This window comes from Streptomyces sp. NBC_00210 (assembly GCF_045160975.1).
Taxonomy (GTDB): Bacteria; Actinomycetota; Actinomycetes; order Streptomycetales; family Streptomycetaceae; genus Streptomyces.
On the sequence record NZ_CP108120.1, the window covers coordinates 7,653,036 to 7,666,307 of the forward strand.

Sequence of the window (13,272 nt, forward strand, 5' to 3'; positions counted from 1 at the left end):
CGGCCGAAACCGACTTGGAGCCTCCACTCGTGCCGCTGCTGCAAACTCCCGGGGGGCAGACCCCGGATCCGCCCCCTCGGACCTCCGGGCCCGGGGAAACCCCCAGCCAGGAACCGCAGGCCGCCCAGGGCCGGTTGAAGGAAACCCTGGGCAGAACGAGAGTGAGCACCTCGCGCCGCGCCGTACGACGAGGGCCGCGGCGGTTCACCCGCCGCGACCTCGCGGTCCTCGGCGTGCTGCTGGGCATACCGATCCTGCTCGACGTGTTGATCGTGTGGGGACCGACCCTCGCCTCCGTCGTGCTCTCCTTCACCAGCTGGGACGGCATCGGAGACATCTCCTGGGTCGGCACGAAGAACTACGAGACGCTCTTCACCGACTATCCGCAGTTCTGGCCGGCCGCCCGCCACAATCTGCTCTGGCTGGCCTTCCTCGGCCTGGTAGCAACCCCGTTCGGACTGCTGCTCGCCGTGCTCATCGACAGAGGCGTACGGTTCAGCCGCTTCTACCAGTCCACGCTGTACATGCCGGTGGTGCTCTCGCTCGCCGTCGTCGGCTTCATCGCCCAGCTGGTCTTCTCGCGCGACCAGGGCGCGCTCAACGCGATCCTCGGGGACACCGAGAATCCCACCGACTGGCTCGGCGATCCGGATCTGAACCTCTGGATGATCCTGCTGGCCGCGGCCTGGCGGCACACCGGCTATGTGATGATCCTCTACCTGGCCGGGCTCAAGGCCGTCGACCCCTCCCTGAAGGAAGCCGCCGCCATCGACGGGGCCAGTGAGGCGCAGACCTTCTTCCGCGTCGTCTTTCCGACCCTGCGGCCCGTCAATGTCATCGTCGGCGTCATCACGGTCATCGAGGCGCTGCGTGCCTTCGACATCGTCTATGCCGTCAACAAGGGCAGAAACGGCCTGGAGCTGCTCTCCGTCCTCGTCACCGACAACATCATCGGCGAAGCCAGCCGGATCGGATTCGGCTCCGCGATAGCCGTGGTGCTGCTGCTCGTCTCCATGGGATTCGTCGTGACGTATCTGGTCCAGGAGATCCGTGGGGAGAAGAACCGATGACGCTCGACACCGCCCCGGCGACCGCCACCACCGCGGCCCTGGCCGCAGCGCCCGGCAAGCGCCGTCTGCGCCCCGGCCGGCTCGGCGTGCACGCCTTCCTGATGACCGTCTCTCTGGCGTTCCTGGCACCGCTGCTGCTCGCGGTGTACGCCTCGCTCAGGCCGTACGACGAAACATCCGAGCACGGGTACTTCTCGCTGCCGAAGAAGCTCTCCTTCGACTACTACCAACAGGCCTTCAGCGACTCGGGGATGACGAAGTACTTCGTCAACACCCTCATCATCGCCGTGCCGGGGGTGCTGCTGGCCCTCTTCTTCGCCTCTTTCGTGGCCTTCGCGGTCGCCCGGCTGAGGATGCGCGGCTCGATCGTGCTGCTGATGCTGTTCACGGCGGGGAATCTGCTGCCCCAGCAGGTGATCGTCACTCCGCTGTACGTCCTGTTCAACCGCATCCCGCTGCCGTACTGGATGTCCGACTCGATGACGATGTTCGACTCGTACTGGGCCGTCATCTCCGTCCAGGTCGGTTTCCAGATCGGCTTCTGCGTCTTCGTCCTCGCCAACTTCATGCGCACGCTGCCCCAGGAGATTCTCGAGGCGGCGATCGTGGACGGCGCGAGTGTGTGGACGCAGTACTGGCGGATCACGCTGCCGCTGTGCCGACCGGCCCTCGCTGCCCTCGGCACGCTCCAGTTCACCTGGATGTACAACGACTTCCTCTGGGCGCTCGTCTTCATCTCCGACGGCGACAAGCTCCCGATCACCTCGGCGCTGAACAACCTCAGGGGCCAGTTCTTCACCGACTACAACCTGCTTGCCGCGGGTTCGGTGATCGTCGCGCTGCCCACGCTGCTGGTCTTCCTGTTGCTGCAGCGGCACTTCATCGCCGGTCTCACCCTCGGCTCGACCAAGGGCTGACAGGCGTGGTGGAGCCACCGTCCCGACCGGCCGGGACGGTGGCTCCGCCACGCCCAGGTGTATTGATCACGACTGTTGACAACACTCGTGATCAATACACCTAGAGGTCCGCGGTCTGCTGCTGCACGATCACCAGAAACGCATCCGTGTCCAGGTCCATCACGACCTCCGCGGCCAGGCCCTCGTCCTGCCGGGCCCGGGCGAACTCCTCGGCCGGCCAGCTCCCGCGCGGACCCCCGGCGGGAAACCGCTCCAACACAGTACGGCGCATCCCGCACCCCCTTGTCATTCCCTGGTCTCGCCAGCTCCAACGACGCTCCGCGCCCGGTTGTCACGGCCGGGCGAAGCCGTCGGCTCGCTGGGTAAGACGCGCCAGGGCGCCGCACGGTGGTGGTGAACCGGCAACGGCAAGGACACAGTTGTGTCCGCGACTGTGCCCCGATCAACCGGGCCGGTTCCCGTCACGGGTTTCCGTGGCAGGGTGTTGCGGGCAATCCACTGTGGGCTACGGAAGAGGGGGAACCGTGATCGTCTGGATCAACGGTGCGTTCGGAGCGGGCAAGACGAGTACCGCGCGCGAACTGATCGATCTGATCCCGAACAGCACGCTGTACGACCCCGAACTGATCGGCGGCCATCTGCGCCGTCTGCTGCCGCAGAAGCGCCTCGCCGAGGTCACCGACTACCAGGATCTGCCGATCTGGCGAAGGCTCGTGGTGGACACCGCGGCGGCGCTGCTCGCCGAGCTCGGCGGTGTACTGGTGGTGCCGATGACCCTGCTGCGCCAGGAGTACCGCGACGAGATCTTCGGTGGGCTCGCCTCCCGCCGGATTCCCGTACGGCATGTGCTTCTCCGACCGGACGAAACGATCCTGCGCGAGCGGATCGCGGCCCGCGAGGAGCCCGACATGCCGGACGCCGACCAGCGGGTGCGGCAGTGGGCGTACGAGCACATCGAGCCGTATCTCGCCGCCCTCGACTGGATCGGCGCCGACGCGCATGTCGTCGACACCAGCAGGATCGATCCTTTTGAGACGGCGCAACGGATAGCCAGGGCGATACGGAACGGGGAAGCCGCGGTCTGCGAGATCGTTCAGACGCCCGAGCCGACCGCCGAAACGCTGGCCGCCGGAGTACTTCTCTTCGACGAGCAGGGCCGGGTGCTGCTCGTCGACCCCACCTACAAGCCGGGCTGGGAGTTCCCCGGCGGTGTCGTCGAGCAGGGCGAGCCGCCCGCCCGGGCCGGAATGCGCGAGGTCGCCGAAGAACTCGGCATAGAACTCGCCGAGGTGCCCAGGCTGTTGGTGATCGACTGGGAGGCGCCGCGCCCGCCGGGATACGGCGGTCTGCGGCTGCTCTTCGACGGCGGCACGCTCGACAGCGGCGGGGCCGGGCGGGTGCTGCTGCCGGGCTCGGAGTTGCGCGGCTGGCGGTTCGTCGGCGAGCAGGAGGCGGCCGAGCTGCTGCCGCCCGCCCGCTACGAGCGGCTGCGCTGGGCGCTGCGGGCCCGCGAGCGCGGAACGGTGCTCAACCTGGAGGCCGGAGTTCCGGTCGGCTGAGGCAAGCAGTACGGCCGCGGCGCCCTCGGTGAGGGGACCGCCGTGGCCGAAGCAGACGGTGGAAGGACCCGGCGAGGCGAGGCGGCGCATCGATGCCTGTGCCTGCGCACGGTCCACGTCGAAGACGTCCAGCATCACCTGCCCCACCGCGGCGTGCGGTCGCCGGTGAACAGCACGCCGTGGCGGGGCAGATGGATGCCGATGGACCGGTCGGTGCGGCCGCGGGCGTGGATCCCCGCGGCCCCGTCGCCGATGTCCGGCTCGTCGCCGTCGCGCCAGAGGCAGGCCTGGCCGATCGGCAGGCGGAACATGTGGAGTTGAGGCTGTACCTCGATGAAGTCCTTGCGGCGAACGTACGCGTCCGCGCACGCCCGCCGCATGGATCTACACTTGCCGCGATCTTCGTCGAGCGCTCAATCCTTCTTGGACTCGGCGTAGTTGACCAGGAACAGAGCCTCGGCGACCGACAGCCGCTCCAGCTCCTCGGGCGAGACGGACTCGTTCACCGCGTGGATCTGTGCCTCCGGCTCGCTCAGGCCGATCAGCAGGATCTCCGCCTCGGGGTAGAGCGCGGCCAGTGTGTTGCACAGCGGGATCGAGCCGCCCATGCCGGAGGCCTGCATCTCCTCACCGGGGTACGCGATGCGCATCGCCTCGGCCATCGAGGTGTACGCGGGGCTCGTGACGTCCGCCTGGAAGGGCTGGCCCTGGCCCACCTGCTCCAGCGTGACCCGGGCGTTCCACGGCGTGTGCTTCTCGATATGCGCGAACAGCAGCTTGGTCGCCTCGGCGGCATCCTGTCCCGGCGGCACCCGCAGGCTGATCTGCGCCCGGGCGCTCGCCGGGATGGAGGGGGTCGCGCCCGCCACAGGGTGGCAGTCGATACCGATCACGGTGACCGCGGGGCGCGCCCAGATACGGTCGGCGACCGTGCCGTTGCCGGTCAGGCCGACACCGGCGAGGACCTTGGCGTCCTTGCGGAACTCGTCCTCGGGGTACTGCAGTCCGTCCCACTCCGCCCGCGCCCCAAGCCCGTCGATCACCGTCGAGCCGTCCTCGGCACGCAGCGAGTCCAGTACGCGGATGAGCGCGGCCAGCGCGTCGGGCGCCGCGCCGCCGAACTGGCCCGAGTGGAGATTGCCCTCGAGGGTGTCGATCCGGACGCGGATCATCGTCATGCCGCGCAGCGTCGCCGTCACCGTCGGCAGGCCGACCCGGAAGTTCCCGGTGTCACCGATCACGATGGCGTCCGCCGTCAGCAGCTCGGGGTGCGCCTCGGCGTACTGCTCCAGACCGCCCGTGCCCTGCTCCTCCGAGCCCTCGACGATCACCTTCACGGAGACCGGGATGCCGCCGTTCGCCTTCAGGGCGCGCAGCGCGAGCAGATGCATGATGAAGCCGCCCTTGCAGTCGGCGGCGCCGCGGCCGTACCAGCGGCCGTTCCGCTCCGTCAGCTCGAACGGCGGGGTCACCCACGCGGACTCGTCCAGCTTCGGCTGCACGTCGTAGTGCGCGTAGAGCAGTACGGTCGGCGCGCCCTGGGGGCCGGGCAGCAGCCCGTACACCGACTGCGAGCCGTCGGGGGTGTCGAGGAGCGCGACATCCTGGAATCCCTCGGTGCGCAGGGCGTCGGCCACCCAGTTCGCGGCGGCTTCGCACTCGCTCTTCGGCGCCACGGCCTCGTCCGCCACCGACTGGAAGGCCACCAGCTCCGTCAGCTCCGCCTTGGCGCGGGGCATCAGTGAGGCAATGGTCTCGGCGATCGGATTCGCGGTCATGGGCACGCTCCTTGTGGGTGCGACGTTGTGCGATGTGTGTATTGCGAAGGTGTGGTTGATCCTCCCACGGGCGGGAAGCGGCCGCGCCGTAGGATGCCGTCGGGGCATGGGTCACGCAACGGATCGGGAGCATAAGCAGATCGTGAGCAGCGAGAACGCAGACGCCGTGGGCGCGCAGGGCGAGCCGGTGTGGGATGTGGTCGTGGTCGGCGCCGGGCCCGGCGGGGCTTCGGCGGCCTATGCGGCTGCGGTCGCGGGCCGTCAGGTGCTGCTCCTCGAGAAGGCCGAACTACCGCGCTACAAGACCTGCGGCGGCGGCATCATCGGCCCATCGCGCGACAGTCTTCCGCCCGGCTTCGAGCTGCCGCTGCTGGACCGGGTGCATGCGGTCACCTTCTCGCTGAACGGCAAGCTGACGCGTACGCGCCGCTCGAAGCGGATGCTCTTCGGGCTCATCAACCGCCCCGAGTTCGACGCGGGCCTCGTCGAGCAGGCGCAGAAGGCCGGTGCCGTGCTGCGCACCGGCGCGACCGTCTCCCGGGTCGAGCAGCACGGACCCGCCGTGCCCGACCGGCGTACGGTCGCGGTGGTGCTGGCGGACGGGGAGACCGTGCTGGCCCGGGCGGTCGTCGGCGCGGACGGCAGCGCCAGCCGGATAGGCGCGCATGTAGGTGTGAAGCTCGACCAGGTGGACCTCGGCCTGGAGGCGGAGATTCCGGTGCCGGAGACGGTGGCCGAGGACTGGGCGGGGCGGGTGCTCATCGACTGGGGGCCGATGCCGGGCAGTTATGGCTGGGTGTTCCCCAAGGGGCAGACGCTGACGGTCGGTGTGATCTCGGCCCGTGGGGAGGGCGGCGCGACCAAGCGCTATCTGGAGGACTTCATTGCGCGGCTGGGGCTTGCCGGGTTCGAGCCGGCCATCTCGTCAGGGCATCTCACCCGTTGCCGCAGCGACGACTCGCCGCTGTCGCGGGGGCGGGTGCTGGTGTGCGGGGACGCTGCCGGTCTTCTTGAGCCGTGGACCCGGGAGGGAATCTCCTTCGCGCTGCGGTCGGGGCGGCTCGCGGGGGAGTGGGCGGTCCGGATCTCGGAGGCCCATGACGCCGTGGACGCCCGCCGTCAGGCGCTGAACTACGCCTTCGCGATCAAGGCCGGGCTGGGTGTGGAGATGGGGGTCGGGCGGCGGATGCTCGCCGTCTTCGAGCGCCGTCCGGGGCTGTTCCACGCGGCGATCACCGGCTTCCGGCCGGCGTGGAAGGCGTTCGCGGACATCACGCGCGGCGCTACATCGCTGGCGGGCATTGTCCGCACGCACGGGGTGGCGCGGCGCGCGCTGGAGTCACTGGACCGCCGCGGTTAGCCGTACGGCCGCGGGGCTGGGACGGGTCAGGTCGGGCCGAGCCGTTGACCGACGGTCCGACGGTCCGACGTCGGCGCCGGCCTCGCGGGGCGGCGGCGATGCGTGTGGCCCGGCGGGGCCGTGTGGCCGGGCGGGGGCCGTGCGGCCGGCTCGGCGCGGCGTGCGCCGGGGGACGAGTGCCACGGTGTACCGCGCGCCCGCACTCCGCGCGGATCACTTCGTCACGGTGATCCGGAAGACCGGGTGCTTGTGCGCCGCCGCGAGCAGCTCCTCGTCCGTGGACTTGGCGTTGACGTCGCCGAAGAACCGTCCGACCTCCCAGCCCCAGCGCTCCAGGTACGTGCGCAGCAGCGCGGGCTTCTCCTCGTCGGGCAGCTCCACTGCGGTGAACTGCTGGGTCTTGCGGCCGACTTGGAGCTGCCCGCCGCCCGCCGCCCGTAGATTGCGCACCCACTGGGAGTGGCCGCGGGCGGAGATCAGGTACGGGCCGCCCTCGTACGGCAGCGGGTTGACCGGGATGCGCCGCCATTCGCCGCTCGTGCGCCCGCGGACGGACAGCTCCGCGGTGCCCATCAGGCTGATGCCGCGCCGGGCGAGCCAGCCGATGGCGCCGTTCATGATGCTGTCGAAGCGGCCGGGCTTGATGTAGTGCGCCTGCGACATGGTGGTCTCCCTTTGGTCGAGCTCATCGACTTCGTTGCGAGAGCAGTGCTCTCGGTTGTGAGCAGTGTGCACCGGATCGGTGATCCAAAGCAAGAGCATTGCTCTCGTTGTTGGGCAGTGCTCCGAAATGTGAAAGACTGCACCCCATGACCACGATCCGTGGGGCCAGAGAACGGGCCCGTATCGAAGTCACCGCAGCCATCAAGGACGAGGCTCGCAAACAGCTCGCGGCCGAGGGCGCGGCCAAGCTCTCCCTGCGCGCCGTCGCCCGCCAGCTCGGCATGGTCTCCTCCGCCCTCTACCGCTATTTCCCCAGCCGTGACGATCTGCTGACCGCCCTCATCGTCGACGCCTACGACGCGGTCGGCGCCGCCGCCGAGACAGCGCTCGCGAACGCCACCGACCATGACGACCACCCTGCCCGCTGGACCGCGACCTGCTCCGCCGTACGCGCCTGGGCCCTTGCCCACCCCCATGAGTACGCACTCATCTACGGCTCCCCGGTCCCCGGCTACACCGCCCCCATGGACACCGTCGGTCCCGCATCCCGCGTCGGCCTCGTCCTGCTCTCCATAGCCCGCGACGCCCATCGCGCGAACGGCATCGCGCTGCCGCCACTCGCCGACGAGCTGCGCCCCGAAGCGCACCGCCTCACCTCCGAGATCGCGCCCGATCTGCCGCCCGCCGTGGTCGTGGCCCTGGTGGGCGCCTGGTCGCAGCTGTTCGGGCTGATCTCCTTCGAGCTGTTCGGCCAGTTCAACCGGGTCGTCGAGGACCGGGACGCCTTCTTCGCGCATGCCGCGGGCCGCCTCGCGCACGAGGTCGGTCTGCGCCGCCGTCCCGCGGCCGGCACCCAGCGCGGCAGCGGCGCGGAATCCTGAGGCCGCGCCCGCTGTCCCGTACTGCGCAGGGAGTACGTCTGATCGCCCCGCCCGGCTGACGCCGGCGCGCCCGGCCCCGGTCTAGCGTGGCGGCTATGGAATGGCAGCGCACCGGCAACTGCGGTGGTCCCCCCTGGGCAGGAGGCGGGCCACCGCGGCTGCGGCAATGGGAGGCACGGCGGAAAGCCACCGGGGTGCCCTGGCTCTCCACTGTCGCCGTGACCGTGTTCGTGCTGGTGGGCACGGCCTTCTCGGCGAGGAACCAGCCGGACCGTGAGCAGATCGATGCCTTCGGGCGGCTGCTGCTGATCGCGGGCCCGGCCTTCCTCCTGCTGCGCAACCGCTGGCCGGTGGTCTGTGTGTTCGGCGTCTGCGCCACCGCGCTCGTCTACTTCGGCGGGGGCTATCCCTACGGCCCCCTCTTCTTCATCGTCGCCGTGGGCACCTTCGCCGCGATCGCCTCCGGGCACCGGCGGGCCGCACGGTGGGCGGTCGGCGGGCTCTGGGTGGGCCATCTGCTGGTGGCCCACTGGCTCTACCGCTATCTGCCACCGCGCGGCGACGACGCCGCGCCCTGGGGGCAGGAACTCGTGATCGCCGCCTGGGTGGTGGCGATCCTCGCGGCTTCGGAGCTCGTACGCGTACGACGCGAGGTGTGGGCCAGGGAGCGCGTGGAGCGGGCCGCCGCCGAGAAGCGCCGCGCCGACGAGGAGCGGCTGCGGATCGCCCGCGAGCTGCACGACGTGCTCGCCCACTCCATCTCGGTCATCAATGTCCAGGCGGGCGTGGGCCTCGCGCTCCTCGACACCAATCCCGAACAGGCCCGCACCGCGCTGACCACCATCAAGGCGGCGAGCAAGGAGGCCCTGGGCGAGGTCCGCCAGGTCCTCGACACGCTGCGTGCGCCCGGCGAGGCTCCCCGCGCGCCGGCTCCCGGCCTCGACCGGCTCCCCGAGCTCGTCGAACAGGCCGCGGGTGCGGGGCTGAGTGTGGAGGTCGAGACGGAGGGCGAGCGTACGGCGCTGCCGCCCGGCACCGACCTGGCCGCCTTCCGGATCGTCCAGGAGGCCCTGACCAATGTCGTACGGCACTCGGGTTCGCGGACCGCGCGGGTGCGGATCGCCTACGCCCTAGGCCGGGTCGTGCTGCGGATCGACGACGTGGGTCCGGCCACCGGCTCGGACGCCGGCGGCAGCGGCAGCGGCCTCGTCGGAATGCGGGAGCGGGCCGCCGCGCTCGGTGGCACGATCGAGGCGGGTACGCGCCCGGACGGTGGCTTCCGGGTCCTGGCCGACCTCCCTGTGCAGCCGAAGGAGACGATGTGATCCGGGTACTGCTCGCCGATGACCAGCTGCTGGTCAGGGCGGGGTTCAGGGCGCTGCTCGATGCCCAGCAGGACATCGAGGCGGTGGGCGAGGCGGCCGACGGTGAGGAGGCGGTGCGGCTGGTGGCCGAACTGCGCCCCGACGTCGTGCTGATGGACATCCGTATGCCGCTGCTGGACGGCCTCGCCGCGACCCGCCGGATCACCGAGGACGAGCGGCTGAGCGGAGTGAAGGTGGTCATGCTGACCACCTTCGAGCTCGACGAGTACGTCTTCGAGGCGATCCGCTCCGGCGCCTCGGGCTTCCTGGTGAAGGACACCGAGCCGGCGGAACTGCTGCGTGCGGTACGGGCGGTGGTGCACGGGGACGCGCTGCTTTCCCCGGGCGTGACGCGCCGCCTGATCGCGGAGTTCGCCGCACGCTCCAAGGCTCCCAGCGATGCCCAATGCCTGGCCGAGCTCACCGAACGCGAGCGTGAAGTGATGGCCCTGGTCGGCATCGGTCTGTCCAACGAGGAGATCGCCCGCCGTCTTGTGGTCAGCCCGCTCACCGCGAAGACCCATGTGAGCCGCACCATGGTGAAGCTGGGCGCTCGCGACCGGGCCCAACTGGTGGTGCTGGCCTACGAGTCGGGGTTGGTGCGGCCCGGCTGGCTGGGCTGACCGGGCTTGATCGGCCTACCGGTCCTGGGAAAGCGCCACAGCACGGTCACGACGCGCAGTACGAAGACGACCCCGGCCGCCGCCATGCCTGAGATGAGCAGGCCGCGCTCGGCGGTGTACGGCATGGTGAACAGCAGCTTGGGACCCGCGATCGCCCCGAAGGTGAGCGCCGCGACGAAGACGGCACTGACAAGCGCGTAGCCGGTCTCGACCGTGATCGCGTCCCGTTCCGCCTGTGTACGTCGCCCCATGTCCGAAGTGTCACAGGGCGGCGGCCGACGGACAAGAACTCCCGTCGGCCGTCGCCCCCTTGAGCACGGTTCCGGTCAGTCCCCGACCGTCACCCGCTCCAGCTCCGTCTCCGGAACGGACTTCGCCACCAGGACGCTCTCCTGGGAGCGCCGGGTACGAAGGCCTGTCAGCGTGATCAGCAGTCCGGCCGCCGCGATCGCAGTCACCACCACCAGGCCGGGGCGGAAGCTGTCCAGCACCTCCTGCGGGGAGCGGCCCGTGCCGCCGCCCGCCGTGATCACCGCGGTGACGACGGCCAGGAAGATCGCCCCGCCGACCTGGATCGAGGTGTTGAGCAGGCCGGAGACCATGCCTTGCTCATGGTCCTCCACACCATTGGTGGCCTGGATGTTGAGCGAGGGGAAGACGAGCGCGCAGGCCGCGCCGAGCAGCAGCATCGACGGCAGGATCACGGCGGCGTAGCTCGGCGTGAGGTCGATCTGCAGGAAGAGCGCATACGCGATCACCAGCAGGCTGAAGCCGGCGGCGATGATGCGGGGCGTGCCGAACCGGTCCACCACCGGGCCGATCTTCGTCGAGGAGAGCGCCACCAGCGCGCCCGCCGGAAGGAAGGCCAGTGCGGTCTGCAGCGCGGACCAGCCGAGCAGGGACTGCATGTACTGCGTGACGAGGAACTGGAAACCGACGTACGAGCCGAAGAAGAACGCCGCACCGAGGTTCGCCCGTATCTGGCTGCCCGAGCGCAGCACGCCCAGCCGGATCAGCGGGTGCGAGCTGCGTCGTTCGATGGTGATGAAGACGGTGAGCAGCACGGCGACGGCGAGGAACGAGAGCAGGGTGCGCGCGGAGGCCCAGCCCGCCTCGGCGGCCTGCACGACGGTGAAGACGAGCAGCAGCATCGAGGCCGTGCCGATGACGGCGCCCGGCAGGTCGTACCCCTTGCCGGAGTCCTCACGGCTGCTCCGCGGAATCAGTTTGAGGCCGGCCACCAGAGCGATCAGGGCGATGGGTGCGGGCAGCAGCATCGTCAGCCGCCAGCTCACCTCGGTGAGCAGCCCGGACAGCACCAGGCCCATGGAGAAGCCGGTGGCGGCGCAGGTGGTGTAGATGGACAGGGCGCGGTTGCGCTGGGGGCCTTCCTTGAAGGTCGTGGTGATGATGGAGAGCCCCGCGGGCGCGGTGAACGCCGCGCTGAGACCCTTGATGAAGCGGCTGGCGATCAGCAGCGGCCCGGAGTCGACGAGGCCGCCGAGCAGCGAGGCCAGCGCGAAGACGGCGAGCGCGATCAGGAACACGCGGCGCCGGCCGAGCAGGTCGGCGGCGCGTCCGCCGAGCAGTAGCAGGCCGCCGTATCCGAGGATGTAGCCGCTGACGATCCACTGCAGGGTCGAGGTGGACAGGCCGAGATCGGTGCCGATCGAGGGCAGGGCGACGCCGACCATGGAGACGTCGAGGGCGTCGAGGAACATCGCGGCGCAGAGCACGAGCAGGGTGCCCCACAGCCGCGGGCTCCAGCGCTCCTGCGTCACGGGGACATTGAGCGGAGTGGTCATGGGGAGGACAGTACATGCACATGCATTGAATGCAAGCGCATTTAATTCCGATGCAACAAAGTTCGATTTTCTGCTAACGTGCGTCCATGGCGGCGAAGAAGTCCGAGCGAGCGCTCGCGGAGGAGTGGCGGGACGTTCTCGCGCTGCATGCCCGTACGATCTGCGAGCTCGACCGCGAGCTGCATCAGCACGGGCTGGGCGCCAGCGACTTCGAGGTCCTCGATGTGCTCGCCGAAGAACGCGCGGGCAGCGGTGACTGTTCGCTGCGGGTGCAGGAACTGGCGTCCCGGGTCCATCTGAGCCAGAGCGCGCTGTCGCGGCTGGTCGCGCGGCTGGAGAAGGACGGTCTTGTCACCCGCGGGATGTGCAGTGAGGACCGGCGGGGTGTGCAGGTCGCGCTCACCGACGCGGGCCGGGCCCGCCATGCCGAGGTGCTGCCGCTGCAGCGCGCCGTGCTCTCCCGGATGCTGCCGGACCCGTCCGCGTAAGTCCGTGTGATCGTCTATGACCAGGTGATGGCGGACTGCTCGCGCCACAGCTTCGCGAGCTCCGCGTCGCCCGTGACGGACACAGCGGTCTGCGGCAGCCGGTTCCAGAGCGTCAGATAGAGCTGCTCGGCCCTGCCGCTCAACTCGCAGTCCGCGGGACCCTCTTCGCTGGGCTCCGTGCGGGGCGCGTCCGTCGATACCCATACGGTCCACACGTCGTCGGTGTCGATCGGCCGCACGCGCAGTGAGCGCGGCGCCTCGGAGCGCACCCGGCTCCGTGAGCGCGCGTGGAAGCCGGTCAGCAGCTCGGCGATGCCGTCGGCCGCGAACTCCGCGGCGATCGGACTGGGCTTGCCGCCCAGCGCCGACTCGACGTCCGTGCGGTGGATCGCGGTCTCGTGCGCCTGCCGCCGGGCCCAGAACGCGAGCGGCGACGGCGCCGGCAGGAAGGTCCAGCACTCCACATCCGCGGGCGCCTCACTCAGCGCCGCCACCAGCAGCCCGTGTCCCTCCCGGAACCACTCCACCAGCTCGTCGCCGTCGAGCTCGGACCGTTCCTCGGCAGGGTGGTATTCGGTATGGCCCTCGGTGATGAAGGCGGTCGCCCAGCGATGGACCATCCCGATGTGCCGAAGCAGGTCCCGCACCTGCCAGTCGGGGCAGGTCGGAACCATCGCGTCGGGGCCCGCCTCGACGGCAGCGGTCGCCAGCAACTGGCCCTCGTGGACAAGGAACTTGATCAGCCGGGCGGTCTCCATGCTCCA

15 protein-coding genes are annotated in these 13,272 nt (G+C 70.0%); 8 read left to right on the plus strand and 7 right to left on the minus strand.

Annotation, left to right across the window (positions count from 1 at the left end):
* Nucleotides 1-161: 161 nt before the first annotated feature.
* Together OG729_RS34675 and OG729_RS34680 are read left to right on the plus strand one after the other, a co-directional pair.
* The gene (locus OG729_RS34675) at nt 162-1,070 is read left to right on the plus strand and encodes a sugar ABC transporter permease (protein WP_360883718.1); all 909 of its coding nucleotides are present in this window, start codon (nt 162-164) and stop codon (nt 1,068-1,070) included.
* Entirely contained in the window at nt 1,067-1,987 is a 921-nt protein-coding gene (locus OG729_RS34680) for a carbohydrate ABC transporter permease (protein ID WP_360883716.1), read from the plus strand. The genes OG729_RS34675 and OG729_RS34680 overlap by 4 nt, the downstream gene beginning before the upstream one ends.
* A gap of 100 nt (nt 1,988-2,087) precedes the next feature.
* Here the strand turns inward: OG729_RS34680 and OG729_RS34685 are convergent, their stop codons facing one another.
* On the minus strand, nt 2,088-2,258 hold the full coding sequence (locus OG729_RS34685) for a hypothetical protein (RefSeq protein WP_360883713.1): 171 nt from the start codon (nt 2,256-2,258) through the stop codon (nt 2,088-2,090).
* 253 nt (nt 2,259-2,511) lie between these two features.
* On the opposite strand from OG729_RS34685, the gene OG729_RS34690 reads away from it, so the two are divergent.
* Entirely contained in the window at nt 2,512-3,546 is a 1,035-nt protein-coding gene (locus OG729_RS34690; protein ID WP_405809889.1) for an NUDIX domain-containing protein, read from the plus strand.
* A gap of 134 nt (nt 3,547-3,680) precedes the next feature.
* On the opposite strand, the gene OG729_RS34695 is transcribed toward OG729_RS34690, so the two are convergent.
* Nucleotides 3,681-3,926 carry a hypothetical protein gene (locus OG729_RS34695; RefSeq protein ID WP_405809891.1) on the minus strand — a complete coding sequence of 82 codons (246 nt, stop codon included), beginning with the start codon at nt 3,924-3,926 and terminating at the stop codon, nt 3,681-3,683.
* A 33-nt stretch (nt 3,927-3,959) separates the two neighbouring features.
* Nucleotides 3,960-5,324: a dipeptidase gene (locus OG729_RS34700; RefSeq protein ID WP_405809892.1), complete on the minus strand. Its 1,365-nt coding sequence runs from the start codon at nt 5,322-5,324 to the stop codon at nt 3,960-3,962.
* Between the two features lie 142 nt (nt 5,325-5,466).
* Between OG729_RS34700 and OG729_RS34705 the strand changes: the two genes are divergently transcribed.
* Nucleotides 5,467-6,684: a geranylgeranyl reductase family protein gene (locus OG729_RS34705; RefSeq protein ID WP_360883703.1), complete on the plus strand. Its 1,218-nt coding sequence runs from the start codon at nt 5,467-5,469 to the stop codon at nt 6,682-6,684.
* 213 nt (nt 6,685-6,897) lie between these two features.
* On the opposite strand, the gene OG729_RS34710 is transcribed toward OG729_RS34705, so the two are convergent.
* Nucleotides 6,898-7,347 carry a nitroreductase family deazaflavin-dependent oxidoreductase gene (locus OG729_RS34710; RefSeq protein ID WP_360883700.1) on the minus strand — a complete coding sequence of 150 codons (450 nt, stop codon included), beginning with the start codon at nt 7,345-7,347 and terminating at the stop codon, nt 6,898-6,900.
* 146 nt (nt 7,348-7,493) lie between these two features.
* Here OG729_RS34710 and OG729_RS34715 point away from each other — a divergent pair, with 146 nt between their 5' ends.
* From OG729_RS34715 to OG729_RS34725, 3 genes are all read left to right on the plus strand, one after another.
* Nucleotides 7,494-8,228 (plus strand): TetR/AcrR family transcriptional regulator, encoded by a 735-nt coding sequence (locus OG729_RS34715; protein ID WP_405809895.1) that lies wholly within the window; start codon nt 7,494-7,496, stop codon nt 8,226-8,228.
* A gap of 95 nt (nt 8,229-8,323) precedes the next feature.
* A complete protein-coding gene (locus OG729_RS34720; RefSeq protein ID WP_405809896.1) occupies nt 8,324-9,553 on the plus strand; it encodes a sensor histidine kinase in 1,230 nt (409 codons plus the stop codon).
* The gene (locus OG729_RS34725) at nt 9,550-10,215 is read left to right on the plus strand and encodes a response regulator (RefSeq protein ID WP_405809897.1); all 666 of its coding nucleotides are present in this window, start codon (nt 9,550-9,552) and stop codon (nt 10,213-10,215) included. Before OG729_RS34720 ends, OG729_RS34725 begins: the two co-directional genes overlap by 4 nt.
* Here OG729_RS34725 and OG729_RS34730 read toward each other — a convergent pair.
* Both OG729_RS34730 and OG729_RS34735 read right to left on the minus strand, forming a co-directional pair.
* Complete coding sequence (locus tag OG729_RS34730; RefSeq protein WP_405809899.1) at nt 10,176-10,466, minus strand: DUF6332 family protein; 291 nt, start codon at nt 10,464-10,466, stop codon at nt 10,176-10,178. The two genes, OG729_RS34725 and OG729_RS34730, sit on opposite strands and share 40 nt — an antisense overlap.
* 75 nt (nt 10,467-10,541) lie before the next feature.
* Nucleotides 10,542-12,020, minus strand: coding sequence for an MFS transporter (locus OG729_RS34735; protein ID WP_360875666.1), 1,479 nt, complete (start codon nt 12,018-12,020; stop codon nt 10,542-10,544).
* A gap of 86 nt (nt 12,021-12,106) precedes the next feature.
* Here OG729_RS34735 and OG729_RS34740 point away from each other — a divergent pair, with 86 nt between their 5' ends.
* On the plus strand, nt 12,107-12,508 hold the full coding sequence (locus OG729_RS34740) for a MarR family winged helix-turn-helix transcriptional regulator (protein WP_405809900.1): 402 nt from the start codon (nt 12,107-12,109) through the stop codon (nt 12,506-12,508).
* Between the two features lie 14 nt (nt 12,509-12,522).
* Here the strand turns inward: OG729_RS34740 and OG729_RS34745 are convergent, their stop codons facing one another.
* Entirely contained in the window at nt 12,523-13,266 is a 744-nt protein-coding gene (locus OG729_RS34745) for a maleylpyruvate isomerase family mycothiol-dependent enzyme (protein WP_405809902.1), read from the minus strand.
* Nucleotides 13,267-13,272 lie beyond the last annotated feature (6 nt).